10 protein-coding genes are annotated in these 14,240 nt (G+C 64.5%); 3 read left to right on the forward strand and 7 right to left on the reverse strand.

Annotated features, from left to right (window positions below):
* The first annotated feature begins 152 nt into the window (after positions 1 to 152).
* The 3 genes from JNK99_RS09630 (at position 153) to ppc (ending at position 5,066) form a co-directional block, all read left to right on the forward strand.
* Positions 153 to 1,031: a TIR domain-containing protein gene (locus JNK99_RS09630; RefSeq protein ID WP_291851997.1), complete on the forward strand. Its 879-nt coding sequence runs from the start codon at positions 153 to 155 to the stop codon at positions 1,029 to 1,031.
* Positions 1,028 to 2,242, forward strand: coding sequence for an OmpA family protein (locus JNK99_RS09635; protein ID WP_291852000.1), 1,215 nt, complete (start codon positions 1,028 to 1,030; stop codon positions 2,240 to 2,242). Before JNK99_RS09630 ends, JNK99_RS09635 begins: the two co-directional genes overlap by 4 nt.
* 82 nt (positions 2,243 to 2,324) lie before the next feature.
* Entirely contained in the window at positions 2,325 to 5,066 is a 2,742-nt protein-coding gene (ppc, locus tag JNK99_RS09640) for a phosphoenolpyruvate carboxylase (protein ID WP_291852002.1), read from the forward strand.
* A gap of 45 nt (positions 5,067 to 5,111) precedes the next feature.
* Here the strand turns inward: ppc and JNK99_RS09645 are convergent, their stop codons facing one another.
* From JNK99_RS09645 to JNK99_RS09675, 7 genes are all read right to left on the reverse strand, one after another.
* Positions 5,112 to 5,729, reverse strand: a complete 618-nt coding sequence (locus JNK99_RS09645) for a DNA-3-methyladenine glycosylase (RefSeq protein ID WP_291852005.1) — start codon at positions 5,727 to 5,729, stop codon at positions 5,112 to 5,114.
* 112 nt (positions 5,730 to 5,841) lie between these two features.
* The gene (locus tag JNK99_RS09650) at positions 5,842 to 6,348 is read right to left on the reverse strand and encodes a universal stress protein (protein ID WP_291852008.1); all 507 of its coding nucleotides are present in this window, start codon (positions 6,346 to 6,348) and stop codon (positions 5,842 to 5,844) included.
* Positions 6,349 to 6,560: 212 nt separating this feature from the next.
* On the reverse strand, positions 6,561 to 8,777 hold the full coding sequence (locus tag JNK99_RS09655) for a SulP family inorganic anion transporter (protein ID WP_291852011.1): 2,217 nt from the start codon (positions 8,775 to 8,777) through the stop codon (positions 6,561 to 6,563).
* A 278-nt stretch (positions 8,778 to 9,055) separates the two neighbouring features.
* Entirely contained in the window at positions 9,056 to 9,772 is a 717-nt protein-coding gene (locus JNK99_RS09660; RefSeq protein ID WP_291852013.1) for a hypothetical protein, read from the reverse strand.
* Between the two features lie 100 nt (positions 9,773 to 9,872).
* A complete protein-coding gene (locus JNK99_RS09665; protein ID WP_291852015.1) occupies positions 9,873 to 10,646 on the reverse strand; it encodes a hypothetical protein in 774 nt (257 codons plus the stop codon).
* A gap of 778 nt (positions 10,647 to 11,424) precedes the next feature.
* On the reverse strand, positions 11,425 to 12,909 hold the full coding sequence (locus tag JNK99_RS09670; RefSeq protein WP_291852017.1) for a CHAD domain-containing protein: 1,485 nt from the start codon (positions 12,907 to 12,909) through the stop codon (positions 11,425 to 11,427).
* A 672-nt stretch (positions 12,910 to 13,581) separates the two neighbouring features.
* Entirely contained in the window at positions 13,582 to 14,238 is a 657-nt protein-coding gene (locus JNK99_RS09675; RefSeq protein ID WP_291852019.1) for a DUF47 family protein, read from the reverse strand.
* Positions 14,239 to 14,240: the final 2 nt, after the last annotated feature.

The following is a 14,240-nucleotide window of genomic DNA, read 5'->3' on the forward strand; positions in this document are numbered from 1 at the left end:
GTGAAGGTCCGGTTAGGCGCCGGGGTCGGGCCTTCATTCGTATTGCGACCTCTACGCGCCTGCGTGCCACCTCACATGGTGCACCCGATCAGGGCTTTCATGCTCGGGGGCGAGTAAGCCGAATCATGAATGGTTAGGCAGGTAAAACACTCATGGCCGACATTTTCCTCAGTTATGCGACCGAAGACCGCGCTACAGCCAGCCAGGTCGCCTGCCGGCTCGAGGCCAGGGGGTTCACCGTCTGGTGGGACCGCAAGATCGCGGCCGGCATGACCTGGCGCCAGGTGATCGAGAACGCGCTGAACGACATGGGCTGCATGGTGGTTCTCTGGTCGCAGAATTCGATCGCCAGCGCCTGGGTCAGCGAAGAAGCCGAAGAAGGTCGCACGCGCGCCAGACTGGTGCCGGCCCTGCTCGAACCCGTGGCACCACCACTCGGCTTTCGCGGAATCCAGGCGGCCGATCTGGTCGGCTGGGATGGTTCGCCCGATGCTCCCGGCTTCCGCCATCTGGTGGCCGGCGTCGAGGCCTTGCTCGGGCCTCGCTGCGCGACGCCTCCGCCCCCTGCCGGCCCGACTTCGGCGCTGCCGGCCGCCGGCCGGACGCAGCGCCCACTGCTCCTCGCCAGTGCCGGACTGCTGGTCGTGCTCGCCGTCACCGGCGCGCTTGTCTGGCAGCGGCACGGCGCCGGCGAGACAACCCCGGCGCGTACCGGGACCCCCCCGGGAATTACTCAGGCTGCCCCACCTCCAGGCAGCCCGAGCAGCCCGCCGGCGGCCGTCACGGCAATGCCTGCGCCGCTCTCCGGCACATCGCCCAGCCGGCCCGACGTGCCGGCGCCGGCACCCGGCACGGACAAGGTAGCGAACGCCAGCGCCACCAGCCCCGCCAGGGCGGTACCTCCGCCAGCCCGGGCCACCGCGCAGCCGGTGCGTCCGGCGCGTTGCCGCGACCTGCTCGAACGCCAGGGGCTCGGCGACCCGTTGACCGCCGACGACCGTGCTTACTTCCAGAAGGAGTGCAGACCATGAAAGACAGCGCCCACCACCGCAGGCAACTGACCACCTGGCTGGCCGCCATCGTGCTGAGCGCCTGTCAGGTGGCGCCGCCAGGCAGCGCCCGTCAGACTGACCCGGCCCCACCGTCTCCGCTGGCCTTCGACGACGCGGTGCTGGCTGCAGCCAACGACCTGCTCAAAAAGGCAGGCACGTCAGCCAGCATCAACCAAGGTCAGACCCTGGTGATCGACCCCCTGGTGGACGGAGTCACCGGCACCCGGTCCATTGCGACCCGTTCGATGGAACAAAAGATTGTCGACCTCGTACGACGCGATCATACGCGCTTCGCAGTGGCGGAATTCAGCACCGCCAGCCTCGCCAGGCAGCCGCTGGTACTGGTCGGCACCTTCACCCCGATCAACCAGGCCGCCGGCCAGCCGGTCGGCGAACGCGACGCGTTTCGCATCTGCCTTGCCCTGGCCGACCTGAAGACCGGCAAGGTGATTGCCAAGGGGGTTGCCCGCGCACGACCCACCGGCGTCGACCTGGCGCCACTGCCCTTCGACGCCGACAGCCCGGCGTGGACCAGGGACCCGGCGAGCGAAGGCTACATCAAGACCTGCCAGGGCAGCAAGGCGGGCGATCCGATCAATCCGGTCTACGCCGAGCGCATCCTCGCCGCGGCACTGATCAACGACGCGACCCGGGCCTACAACGCCCGGCGCTACCAGGAATCGCTCGAACTCTACCACAGCGCACTGCGCACACCCGGCGGCGATCAGTTGCGCGCCCACAACGGCGTCTACCTGGCGAACTGGAAGCTCAAACGGCACGACGAGGCGACACGGGCCTATGCACGCATCGTCGACTACGGTCTCGCCAACCGTCAACTCTCGGTCAAGTTCCTCTTCCGCCCCGGCTCCACCCAGTTCTGGCCGGACCCGCAGATCAGCGGCCCTTATCCCATCTGGTTGAACCAGATTGCGCAACGCAGCGCACAGAGCAAGGCCTGTCTGGAAATCGTCGGCCACACCAGCCACAGCGGTCCGGAGCCGCTCAACGAACGACTTTCGCTGCTGCGCGCGCAAACGATCAAGGATCGCCTCGAACTGGCGGCGCCGCAACTCGCCAGACGCAGCATCGCCAATGGCGCCGGTTCGCGCGAGAACCTGGTCGGCACCGGCGCTGACGACGCCAGCGACGTTCTCGACCGCCGCGTCGAGTTCAAGGTCATCGGCTGCTGAAGGAAAACGCTGCCGACGCACTGTACGCTGGCGGCGCCCTGTGCTGTATTCTCGCAGCGCAAACCGAACAGAGGAGAACACGATGCCGGAAGAGATTGCCGAGGACAAGGACCTGCCCCTGCGTGACGACATCCGGCTGCTTGGCCGCCTGCTCGGCGACACGTTGCGCGCCCAGGAAGGGGAAGCGACTTTCGAACTGGTGGAGCACATCCGGGTCAGTGCTATCCGCTTTCACCGTGACGAGGACAGCGGTGCCAAACAGGAACTGGTGGCCATTCTCGACAGCCTGTCACGCGACCAGACGCAGGCCGTGGTTCGCGCCTTCAGCTACTTCTCGCACTTGGCGAACATCGCCGAGGACCAGCATCATATCCGGCGTTCGCGCGCTCATCTGATCGCCGGTTCGCCAGCGCGCGAGGGCAGCCTGGCGCATGCGCTGGCCCGCGCCCGCGTCGCCGGCATCGATGCGGCACAGTTGCGTGACTTTTTCACGAGCGCTTCGATCGTGCCGGTACTCACCGCACACCCGACCGAAGTACAGCGCAAGAGTACCCTCAACGGGCAGCGCACGATCGCCGAACTGCTCCATCTGCGCGACTGCAAACAGCTCACCCCCGACGAGCAGGACCGGCTCGCCGAGGGGCTGCGCCGCGCCGTCCTCACCCTGTGGCAGACGCGCATGCTGCGCAACACCCGCCTGCTGGTGCTGGACGAGGTGGTCAACGGCCTGTCCTATTACGACTACACTTTCCTGCGCGAACTGCCCCGTCTCTATGGCTGGCTCGAGGACCACCTCGGCACCATCCATGACGAACTGCCCGCCTTCCTGCGCCTGGGCAGCTGGATCGGCGGCGACCGTGACGGCAATCCCTTCGTCACCGCCGGCGTGACGCGCGAAGCCCTTCGCCTGCAGTCGGCACGCGCACTGCGCTTCCACCTCGACGAGATCCATGCTCTCGGCGCCGAGCTGTCGCTCGCCGAGGGGTTGGTCAGCGTCTCCGAGGCCCTGCATGAGCTGGCGGCACGCTCGCCGGATACCTCGGGAGCACGCAGCGACGAGCCCTACCGGCGCGCGCTGACCGGCATCTACGCCCGTCTGGCGGCCACCGCACGCGGCCTCGATGGCATCGAAGCAGAGCGCCATGCGGTCGGAGAAGCGGCGCCCTATGCCAGCGCCGGCGAGTATGCGGCCGACCTCGAAGTGATTCATCGTTCGCTGGTCGCCAACGGCTCGCAACTGTTGACTGGCGGCCGTCTGCGCGAACTGCGGCGGGCGGTCGCCATCTTCGGCTTTCACCTGGCGTCGCTCGACCTGCGCCAGAACTCCGACGTGCACGCGCGGGTCGTCGGCGAACTGCTCGAGGCAGCGCTGCCCGGCACCGGCTACGACAAGCTTGACGAGGCAGACCGCGTTGCCCTGCTGCTTTCCGAGATCACCTCGGCGCGGCCCCTGGCCTCGGCGCACCTCGGCTACGGCGAAGAAACCGGCGGCGAGCTGGAGATCTTCCGCAGCGCCGCCGACGCCCACCGCGCCTACGGGCCCGACGCCATCCAGAACTACGTCATCTCGAAGACCGACGGCGTGTCGGACCTGCTCGAAGTCGCGTTGCTGCTCAAGGAATGCGGCCTGCTGTGGCCGCAGTCGCAACAGCTGGCGGTGAACATCGTGCCCTTGTTCGAAACCATTCCGGACCTGCGCAACTGCCCGCGGGTCATGGACGAGGTGCTCTCCCTGCCGGCCTACCGCAGCCTGGTGAGCAGCCGCGGCGACCTGCAGGAAGTCATGCTGGGCTACTCGGACAGCAACAAGGACGGTGGCTTCCTGACCTCCGGCTGGGAGCTGTACAAGGCCGAGATCGCGCTGGTCGAAGTGTTCGCCCGCCACCGGGTCAAGCTGCGCCTTTTTCACGGTCGGGGCGGCTCGGTGGGCCGCGGCGGCGGCCCCAGCTACCAGGCCATCCTGGCCCAGCCCGGTGGCGCCGTGCAGGGACGGCTGCGCATCACCGAGCAGGGCGAAGTGATCGCCAGCAAGTACTCGAATCCGGAGGTTGGCCGCCGCAATCTCGAGATCTTCGCGGCAGCGGTGCTCGAAGCGACGCTGCTGGCGCCGGCCGATCCGGCGCCGCGTCCGGAATACCTCGACGCGATGGAGGCGCTCTCGCAGTCGGCCTATCGCGCCTACCGCGGCCTGGTCTATGAGACCGAGGGTTTCGAGCGCTACTTCTGGGAATCGACCGTCATCGCCGAGATCGCGCACCTGAACATCGGCAGCCGACCCGCCTCGCGCAAGAAAACGACCGCCATCGAAGATCTGCGGGCGATTCCCTGGGTCTTCAGCTGGGCACAGTGCCGCCTGATGCTGCCCGGCTGGTACGGCTTCGGCAGTGCGGTGCGCGAATTTCTCGCCGCCCGTCCGGACGACCTCGCAATGCTGCACCAGATGTTCCAGGAGTGGAGCTTCTTCCGCACGCTGCTCTCCAACATGGATATGGTGCTGGCCAAGAGCGACCTGGCGATCGCCTCACGCTACGCCGAACTGGTGACCGACCCGGCGTTGCGTGCAGCGATCTTCCCGCGTCTGAAGGCCGAATGGCAGGCGGCCATCGACGCCCTGCTGACGATCAGCGGGCAGGCGCAATTGCTCGAGGACAATCCTTTGCTCGCCCGTTCGATCCGCCACCGCTTCCCTTACCTCGATCCGCTGAATCACCTGCAGATCGAGCTGATCAAGCGCCTGCGCGGCGGCAACGAAGACGAACGGGTGAAACGCGCCATCCACCTGACGATCAACGGTATCGCCGCCGGACTGCGCAACAGCGGCTGAAGCCGTCCCTTGCGCACCGCGACTCACCCGGGCAGACCCGGTGCCTCAGTATTCGACCGGCAGCGGGTCGAGACTGCGCCAGAGGTACCAGGTCGCCACCGAGCGCCAGGGACGCCAGCGCTCGCCATGTGCGGCGAGGACCCGGCGCGGCGGACGTTCGCCGCCGTAGTAATGGATGGCCATCGCCCGCTGCAGGCCGAGGTCGTCGAGCGGCCAGACATCCGGGCGTAACTGATTGAAGATCAGGAACATTTCCGCCGTCCACACACCGATGCCGCGCACCGTGGTGAGCTCGGTGACGAGTTCCTCATCGCTCATCGCCGACCAGCGTCCCACGTCGAGCTGCCCGCTGGCGAAATGCCGGGCGAGATCAATCACATATTCGACCTTGCGTGCCGACAGACCACAGCCACGTAGCGCCTCGGGGGGGCAGCCGAGAACCTCGACCGGCGTCGGGTTGGAGAAGATGGCGAGAAAGCGCGCCCAGACGCTATCCGCCGCCTTGACGGAAATCTGCTGCCCGACGATCGAACGTAACAGCGTCACGAAGGGATCGCCGCGCGAGACCAGCCCGACGCCGGCGTAGCGCCCGACAAGACCGGCCAGCACCGGGTCGGCCCGTGCCAGCTCGCTGCAAGCCTGTTGCCAGTAAGAGGGTGCCATCAGCCCGGCACGACACCCGCCACGCGCTTGGCCGGGCAACCGGAGGTCTGCCCGCCGGTTGCCCGCCCCTCAGCTGATGCCTGCCGAAAACGGGCCTGCGCCGGGAGCCCGCTCAGGCCCTTTTGCGTTCCTTTTCGCGTGCCTTTTCCTTGGCCTTGCGACGGCTGGCGTCGACTTCGGGTGGACGATAGACCAGCACCGGGATGCTCGAGTGGGTCAGCACCCGGTAGGTTTCGCTGCCCAGCAGGAGCGACGACAGACCGCCGCGACCATGCTTGGACATGAAGATCAGGTCGCAGTTGTTGTCTTCTGCGACGTTGATGATCGCTTCCCAGGGCGTGTCGCTGACCACCGAGAGGGTCGCACACTCGACTCCCGCTTCCTTGCACAGTTTCTTGATGAAACCCAGGTAGTCCTTGGACTTGCCATCGGACCCGGAAACCAGGCGATCGAGTACGGCCGGCTCCACCAGTTCGGCAATGTTCTCCGTATGCCCCACGGGTTTGGCATACAACGCCGTGATCGTGGCGTTGGCTGCCTTGGCAAAAGATACCGCTCGTTGAGCGGTATCGCGTGACAACTGGCTGCCGTCAGTCGGCAGCAGGATATGTTGGAACATTCTTGTTCTCCCACCCGTTGGCGCCATTCCATGACTCCCCAATGGCACATCTTATCATAACCGAAATCGACCCTCCCGTCGCGACGTCGGCCGGAAAAAGAAGTGTGACGCCGGGCAAGGGCCGTCACGGCTACGCGCCAAGGGGTTGAGCCAGCCAGCGCTGCCGGCCAGAGCCTTGCCACAAGCCGAACGATATCTCCGGAACAAACGAGTTATTCCTGCATGGCCATCAGTTCCTTGTCAGAGTAGCGCAAGCGCAGAGCCAGCACCTTGGCAACCGCCTCCACCAAGTGGCAGGCCAGTCGCTTGTGGTCCTCGCGCAGTCTTTCGAACTGTTCGCGTTGCAGGACGAAGAGCTCGCTGTCTTCGAGTGCGGTGGCATCGTTGAAGCGGGTCATCTGCGAGAGGAAAGCCATGCCACCGAAGAAATCGCCACGGCCATAGGTCAGGGCGTGGTGGCCGTTGGCCTCGCCAGACGCCGGCAGGGTAATGCGCACCGCTCCCTTGCGTATCAGGTAGAGCTCGTTGCCGGGGTCGCCAAACGAGTAGACCTTGCCACCCTTGACAATCGATCGGCGTTCCAGGCATGCTTCAAGGTCGTTCAGCGTCTCTTCTTTATGATCACGGAAAAGCTCGAGATCACTCAGTTCGAGCGCTGCAACCTCCGAACCAGGAAGCGGCCCCTGGCCTTGGCCGAGGACCTGATCCTCGATCCATTCGATCGCGTCGTCGAGCTCGGGGAAGACCTTGACGTGCTCGGTCATTGTCGTCAGCTCCATCTGGTCGAAGAAATCGCCGATGTTCCGGCCATTCGGCAGGGTGTGCGACAGGCTGCTGAAGATCAGGAATGCGTCACGCTCGATCAGCGAATCGCGAATCTGACTCAGCAGGTGCACCGCGGTCACATCGACCGACTGCACCCGCCGCATATCGAGGACGATGAACCGGCGCTTCTTGAGTTCCGGCTCGAGCGCCGTGTAAAGCTGATCCTTGGTACCGAAGAACAGGCTGCCCTGCAACTCGAGGATGGCGGTCTGGTGTCCCTCCTTCTCGAGCACCTCCATGTCCTGCCGCAAGCGCACCCGCTTGGAATAGCGGCTGCCACCGTCCAGTTTGCGGCGGATCACCGTGCTGCTCAACTGCTCGCGAATGAACAGGAACATCGCCAGGGCAATCCCGACCCCGGAGGCGGCGATCAGACTGTAGCCGACTGCCACGGCAACCACCGCCACAATGACGATGAAGTCGAGCAGGGTCCACGGCGACTCGAGCAGGTGCAGGCTGTGCCGGTCGATCATCCGTATGCCGACGACGATCAGGATGCCGGCCAGCGCACCGACCGGAATCCAGGCAATGAAAGCTCCCAGCGCGAGGAAGGCAATCAGCGACATCACACCTTCGACAACTCCCGAAACGCGGGTCTGGCCGCCGCTCGCCAGATTGACCAGGGTCGCCCCCATCTGCCCCGCCCCCGGCATGCCGCCAGCACAGGCCGAAGCGACATTGCCGAGACCCTGGGCAACCAGTTCGCGGTTCGAGTCGTGGCGACCGCGCGTCAGCGCATCGAGCACCACCGCCGTCTTCAGCGTGTCGATCGACAGCAGCACGGCCAATGTGAACGCCGTCCCCAACAGGCTGCCGATCTGACTCAGTTTGAGCTCGCCGATTTCCTGCCAGCGCCCGGTGATCGCTTCAAGCATGCTCGAGGCCGTACCGCCGAGCGGACCGATGATCAGCTTGTTGCCCGCCATGACCAGCAGCGATTCGTCCATCGACGCCAGTCCGAAATAGGTCAGCACGCCGGCCAGCAGGCCCAGGATGGCGGCTGGTACGATGCGCGTGACCAGCGGCGCGCCGATCATCACGCCCGCCGTGACAGCGCCGATCAATCCGCTCTGCCATTGCCACAGTTCGGGCGAGATCAGTGCCCGCCACCACGAAATGCCACCGGGGACACCGAGGAATTTCGGAATCTGGCTGCCGATGATGATCAATCCGACACCGGTCAGATAGCCGCTGACCACCGGAAACGGGATGTACTTGATCAGGCTGCCGATGCCCATGAAACCGAGCATCAACTGCACCAGGCCCGATACCAAGCCGAGCGCCGTCAACATCAGGACGATCGACGGCGCCGCCACCCCGTGTTGCACCAGTTCGATGGCGAAGGCCGAGAGGACGGCTGCGGCCGGTGCGCAGGGCGCCGTGATCAGACGATTGGTTCCCCCCAGAGCCGGCGCCACCAGGCCGAGCGCGGTCGCCCCGAGAATTCCGGCCAGTGCGCCCAGGCCGGCATAGGCCGGCCCTATGGCGGAATAGATCGTGACACCAAATGCGATCGCCGAGGGCAGGGCAACCAGCATCGCCGCGAGGCCACCCCAGAAATCACCGACCAGCTTGTCGTTCTTGAACCCTGCCGTCAGTTCCACAGGCTAAAACCTCCATCAAACCCCACCCACGCCACGAGCGTGTGGTCGACCAACCGCTCGCTGCACGCAAGCAAAATGCCACTGCAAGAACCAAACAGGTCACGACCACGGACGCACTGAACGGCGACCGCGTATCCTGTCTCCGATCAGGCGATCGTTGGCCGAGCCGCTTGCCGCCGCCACGCGGCCTGCGGCGAAAACGAAACGCGGCCTTCATTCATCACGAGGCCGCGTTCGGCTGGCCGCCCGCGCCATCGACGCAGGCCCTGCGTGCCTGATCAGTGCGAATGGCCAATGGCGAACAAGGGCAGGCAATTCATGCAACTGGCACGCAGTTCGAGGTCGAGGCTTTCAGCCTGATCGGCAACGCGGTCGATCTCCTCGATCAGTTGTGCCATCGGGAGTTTGCTCTCGATGTCCAGCCCTTCGTCGGCAAAGATTTTCTTCAGCAGTTGCATCGAGAGACGATCTGCCTGGCCTTCATACCAACTGACGCCATTCTCCCGATCAGGAATCGAGGCCTGTTCCAGCCAGAGCAGGGACGGACGATAGCTCTCGACCAGCGCATCGACCGCCGCGCACACTTCATCGGTCAGTTCCTGGACGTCCGGGATCAGATGCGAGGGCACGCAGCGGCCAGGAGTAGAGAAGCCGGACTCGATGGCGAAACCGGTAATCTGTCGCTTCATGTCCTTGAGCAAACGACTGACGCCACTCATCGGGTCGATCAGCTCCGATATCAACTCGCCGAGGCGCGACTGGGCACCTGTCGCCGTTTCCAGCCTCTGCTGCATGTCGTCGAGCGTCTGCATGAGGTCCGCCATGCGTTTGGCCTGCTGCCAGGACTCGCCCTCGGGTCCGTGCAGCAGATAGGTGTCAACCGCTGACCTGAAGAGCGCCGTTGCAGCGGCAACGGTATCCAGATAGCTGTCCAGATCGTTTTCGGTCGATGTCGAGATAACGGGCGCCTCGGCCACTCGAGCCAGCGTTTCCATGATGACTTCTCCTGAGTTGAATGAGGAACTGGAGTCTGTGCGGCCAGGGTAGGTGCACCCGCGGCAGCCGACCCGATAAACCGCGCGTAAGGTGTTCATTTCAGACGGTGACCAGCTTGTGGCAAAGCAGGGAAGACGCGCCAAACAGGCCCGCCTCCAGATCGTTCAGGCCGGCAGACAGGCGGAGCGACCAGCGTCTCAGAATGCCTGCCGCACTTGCCAGGTGCTGCGCGATGTTGTCGAGACTGGCATACAGCTCGTGCAGCCAGCGCTCGCGATCGTTGGCAGCGGGCGGCAAAGGCGCGGGGAACCCCTGCTCCGGCGGTAAAACAGGGGCACTCCCGGTCTGCAGCAGTTCGCGCAGGGCCATTGCGCGATGGCTGCCAAGCATGTCCCGGCTGCCCATCGCCTGCCCGACATCAATCTCACCCAGCGGCCAGCCGCTGGCCAGCCCGATGTAACCCTGCTGCAGACTCTCGCTTGCCCTGAGGATGATCGCCATCATCTCGCGCACCGCATCGTCCACACCCGATGGCCACTGGCTGAAGTCAGCAGCCGTGCGAAACAGACGCGCTGCCGCCTGATCCAGACTGTCCATGGTCCACTGGATCTCCTCCGCCCCGGCAGCGAAGCCGAACAGCGATTCCACCGCGGCCTGATTGCGGCGCCGCAGTTCCTGCCTGCGCTGCTCGAGGTCGAACAGGCGAACCGAGCGTGCCGACTCTTTTCCCTGCAGAACCTCGCCGGCAGCCTTGGCCAGACTCACCACCACCCGTGCCTGCTGGTCGATCAACCCGAAGAAGTCGGGTAATTCGGAACGACGAACTGGCGGACGGGTTCTGCGTACGACTTCGGCAAAAGGGATCATGGTCATGGCATTCACCTGTCTTGTCCTGCGTTTGCTGTCTGGCGGATTTCCGTGATTGAAAGCTTGCTGGGCGCGGCCTCTGCCGCCAGTCATCCGGGACTGGCGACCATTTCGGCCAATTGCGCTCTTATGCCAGAAAAGCAGGAATCGTGCCATTTCCGGATGCCCCTGTTCGAACACATGTTTCTTCATGGAATCAGATTGTTAAGACACATTTCCAGGACCGGGGTAGAGATCTCCGGGGGTGCAACAAAACGCACCACCGATCCCGCTCGGAACCGCACGTGAGAGTCGTTTTGCTCTGTTAAACAGCCACTTGGGAGCGGCGATCGGAGCCCTGGCAAGACGCCGGAGCGTTACACCGCGAGCTTCTGCCGACCACCAGGCGGGCCGAAGCGGCGAAACTCAACCGCCGCCGGTGGGAGACAAACGAGCCTGCTTGTGCTGCCCCCGGTGAGACGATCATGCGGAAAGGAGCCACTGGCTGCCGTCGCAGCGCAGTGAGGCGTCACAACGGGGGTTCACCAACGCATCTCGACTGGCAACTTCAACCGCCCCCGGCTGTTGCCGCACGGCGTCCTGGAAGACGCACCGCCGCCCAGGTGCGGAACATGGCGATGCAGGATGAGAGAACCGCGGGAAGAAGGACGCACCCATCGCCCGCCACGGCCGGCGAGCGCGGCGGGTGGAAAGGACGCGCGTGGCGCCTGAACCCTGCTGGCAGCGCTCAAGCGGACGCGCCGCCGGACGACTACTGCTTACGTCGAATCGCCGACTGCCGATCTCAGCTCGATGGATTCCGCCACGGAACATTCTGCCGATGGAAGTCGTCCAGCAAACCGCCGAGTTCCGGCAGCAAAGTTTCGCTGCGCACCTCCAGCCAGCGGCGAAGGGGATCACCCGGCTCACCGGGGAGTGCCTGTTCGAGCAGTTCCGTGGCAACCGCCAGATCGTTGAGCTGGCCAAGCATTTCCTGCAGACCGCTGGCGGCCAGGTGATAGCGTTGCAACAGATCGCCGACGAACAGCGGGGCGAAGAATTCGAGTGCGTAGCGCAGGCGCTTGTACGAAACCCGCAGACGATGACGGGCCGTGGCGTCACTGCTCAAGGCTTCCTGTGCCAGCAGCCATACCTGCCTGGCGCGCTTGTCGAGGCAGCGAGGTGCAAAAACGTCCAGCCGGCGATCCTTGCGCTCGGGGAGTGCGTGAACGGCGGCGGCAAACTCGAGCAGCAGACGGGAATAATCGGCCGACCTGAGGGTGCTGCGCGCGGTGGCGCGATTGATCGCACAGCGCTCACGCGAATGGTCTGACAGCCGGGTGATCTCGGGGCAATCCGGGAAAGCCGCGACGATTGCCGGCAAGGTCTCGGCGACGAAAACATCCCAGTTTCTGGTCTCCCCAAGCTGCCTGGCGAGCTGCTGCCAGAGCGGATCGAAACTGGTGACGAATTCCACCGGCAGGCGCGGCTTCCAGACGCGAATCGCCGAGCGCAGACGACGGATGGCCACCCGCGCCTGATGGACGAATTCCGGATTGTCGCTCTCGCAAACACCCCTTTCGTTGCTTTGCAGGTGGCTGAGGCAAGCCAGAGCGATCGTCCGGAAGCCAGCAATGACGCTCATTCCGGCATGCGTGTCGACCGGCGCCGCCTTGACGACTTGCAGCGATTCCTCCGGCAGGACGCCGTAGCCGCATGGGAAGCGGCTGGCCACTTCCGGGTGCAGTGAAAGATCCGACTGCAGTTCTCCGGCGGCCGAGAAGAGATCCGTCACCGCTCCCGACAGAAGTTCCATCCCGAGCTCGCAGACCGGTTGCCGTCGGCCCTCGGCTTCGATCCAGCCGCGGTGCAGGGCCACCTCGATGCGTACCCCGTCGCGCGGTTCAAGCACCCATGCACTACGGGTCAGGCTGGTTCTGACGGCCGGTCGCAGGTCGTCGCGCAAGGATTCCAGCCATTCGCGCAGACTGCCATCTTCAACCTGCGAGAAATCGAGTTCGCCGAGCGGGCTGTTGCTCTCCCATTGTCCGCGTCCCGGCGATCTGCCTCCCGGATGGCTCACCCGACGCACCGAAGACAGCAACTTGGAGCCCTGCTTGCGGTAACCGACAACGACACGCTCGCGCCGCAGCCTCTGGTCCAGTGTGTCGTAGTAGGTGTCAACCACCCGCTGGCGCAAGGGTTTCGCCTCGGTCAACAAGGGATGGCGGGCCAGACGGCTGGCAACCCCGGGCGTCAGTGAAAGATTGAGTTCGGTTTCAGTACCCATCATCATGCTCCCCGCAATTGAACTGACATTTCAGCGATGTCGAAGCCTCGCCGGAGTGCTGACTTGAAATGAGTCATCGGGCGGCCTCCTGAGCATAACAAAGCACAAACCATGCCAATCAAAGAATGTCGTCAATACTCCTTGATAATCAATATGGTATCTCAATCCATCGGGGCACCCGAGGGAGCATGCGGGGTGAAACAAAATGAATGGCAGGCGCTCCGGAGACACCACCGGCAATCCTGATTATCGAGCCGAAACAAGCCGTTAAATGGGTGTTCCGGCAATCGGAGCGATACGGAACGGTTACACCGCCCAACGCGACGGGTCCGCCTGCGGGCCAGCAGACTTCAAGCTGACGGCATGATCTGCAGCGGGCCGCGATCGCCAGGAAGGCGGTCGACATGGGCGCCGGCCACGGAGACTTTGACGAGAAAAAGGGGGACAACTGTCGCGCCCGCCGTCACGCTACCGCGCTGATCTGCCCGGCAGTGAAGCCCGCAAGGAGTTTCAGTTGCGCACCCGGCACACGCACCGACCGCTTGGTCGAGGCTGTGCGGCAGCACGCTGGGAGCGATGCCGCCGCCGCGCACGACCACGGGGATCCCGGGGAAAAGCCGGGACCCCGCTCTGGGAAGCCCGCGGGGATCGACGTCGCCGCGGGGACGCGGCTCAGCAGAGTTTGACGACGATGTCGAGCAGGGTGCTGTTGCAGACGTTCAGGCGCAGGCCGGCGTTCAGGAGCTGATTGTAGATTTCCTTGCGCCGAAAAATGTGCTGGAAATCCGTGTCGTTGAACAACTCGGCCAGAGCGCGCCGATGCGTTCTCGTCAGGTTGCGCACCGCCTTGTCGGATTTCTCGGCGTCGTCACGACCGAGTTTGGGATCGGACCCCAGGCGCCCGTAACCGGCAGCCACGGCTTCCGCGCCGTCCTTCAGGCAGACCGCCATCTCCAGGCAATACTTGTCGGCCTTCAGGGCCAGCACATTGGCATCCATCTCGGCGACGATCGTCTTGCAGCTATTGATGATCTCATCGAGGTTGATGATCGCCCGGTGCAGGTCCTCACGGTCAATCGGGGTCGAGAAGGCCTCGTTCAACAACGTCAGGTTACGCACCTTGAGCCGATCACCCTCGTACTCGGCGTCGACGATCCGCTTGGCGACTTCCGAACTGCCGGAGCCCATGTATTCGACCAACAGCGCAGCACTGCGGCCCACCTGGTCGCTCTGCTCGGCCAGCAGGGCAAAAAAGTTGGGGACTTTCGGAAAGACCCGGTGCAGGATGCGGCGGGTCAGGGAGGGTGATGCGGTAGCAGCGTTCGACATGT

Source organism: Accumulibacter sp. (genome assembly GCF_016789985.1).
In the GTDB taxonomy this organism is placed as follows: Bacteria; Pseudomonadota; Gammaproteobacteria; order Burkholderiales; family Rhodocyclaceae; genus Accumulibacter.